Annotated in this window: 2 protein-coding genes; both read right to left on the minus strand. The window is 64.1% G+C overall.

Annotated elements, in window-relative coordinates; all coding sequences use genetic code 11:
• A partial coding sequence (locus J0A65_RS23520) for a Csu type fimbrial protein (RefSeq protein WP_206596710.1) occupies positions 1-458 on the minus strand: 458 nt, incomplete at its 3' end.
• A gap of 51 nt (positions 459-509) precedes the next feature.
• Positions 510-1031, minus strand: coding sequence for a Csu type fimbrial protein (locus J0A65_RS23525; RefSeq protein ID WP_051800525.1), 522 nt, complete (start codon positions 1029-1031; stop codon positions 510-512).
• Positions 1032-1355 lie beyond the last annotated feature (324 nt).

Consider the following 1355-nt stretch of genomic DNA (forward strand, 5'->3'; position numbering starts at 1 on the left):
GGCAGCGACGCGCCCTGGGCCGGTACCCGGGCATAGACCGGCAGCCACTGGTCCTGGCCGTTGCCCATGGCGCTGACGCCGGTCGTATCGTCCCAGACCGTGGCGTGGTCGGCGCTGGTGTAGAGGTTGTAGCTCACCACGTCGGCGCCAGGCCCCGCCATCTGGCGGTTGCTGGTGGTGCCGCTGTGGCCGGCGTTGATCAGCACGCGATAGGGAATGTTCTGCTGGCAGTTGATGCGCAGGGCGCCTGCTCCGGGCTGGCCCACGCGCTCGATGAGGTTGTCGAGCCTGAGGTGGGTACCGAAATCCAGGGTGCCGAAGCTGACCCCGGAACCGCTGTCGCCGCCTGCCTGGCAGGCCGGCAGTACCTCCACGCTGAGGCCGACCGTGGCGGTCTTGTCGACCGCAGGCAGAACGCCCGGGGTCAGCAGGAGTAGCAGGGCGATCAGGCGGTGCATGGCGATTCTTCCTTGGTAGGCGTGACGTCCTCTTGCACGGGCCGTGAGGGATTACCAGGCGATGGTCACCTGCACGGTGTCGGTGTAGGTGCCGGCGACGGGCGTGGTCTGCGCCGGTACGCGGCCGTAGACGACCACTTCTTCGTCATTGCCGGTACCGGTGCCGGAAAGCACGTTGCCGGTGGCGCCGCCATCGCCCCAGGACTGCGTGCGACCGGCATCCTGATAGAGGTTGTAGTCGATGAGGACGCCGCCGCTGTTCATGCGTCGCTGTCCGCCGGTGGCGTTCTGCCCGGCGTTCAGCGCAATGGTGTAGGGCGTGTTCTGCGTGCACTGCAGGCCGAACGAGCTGCCGCCGGAGTTGCCGAGGGAGCGTCCGTCGATCAGGTTGTTGAGGTCGTTGTAGTCACCGAATGACAGCGAGCCGAAGGTGTTGCCGCTGCCACTGGCACTGCCGTTGGTGACCGTACAGCCACTGCCGATGGTGATCTGGATGTTCAGTTGACCTTGCAACTCGCCGGCCGAGAATGCCGGTGCGGAGAAGAAGAAGAGGGTCAGTACGGCGCTTCTCATGACGCACTTCATCGCTCGAGTCCCTTCCAAACGGAGTTGCTTGGACCATAGTTCAAGCTCGTTGGAGGCTCAAAGACGGCCTGCTCCGTCCGGTTGGCGCAGGCAACGAATATTGCGAATAAATGACTGATTGGTCAGGGGAATTTGTCCGTGTAAGCAATAACCGGAATGACGAATCGCTTATGGCTTACAGGGTTTTCAGAGTGCAGCGTCCGGACCGGATTGCCCGGCCTGGCGCTTTACAGCCGGCTCACCCCGGCAATCACCGGGGTACCGCTCAGCGGGTCGCTCAGCAGTGTGCAACGCACGCCGTACAGGCGTTCC

Origin of the sequence: Bowmanella yangjiangensis, from assembly GCF_017255015.1 — a bacterium.
GTDB lineage: Bacteria > Pseudomonadota > Gammaproteobacteria > Enterobacterales > Alteromonadaceae > Bowmanella > Bowmanella yangjiangensis.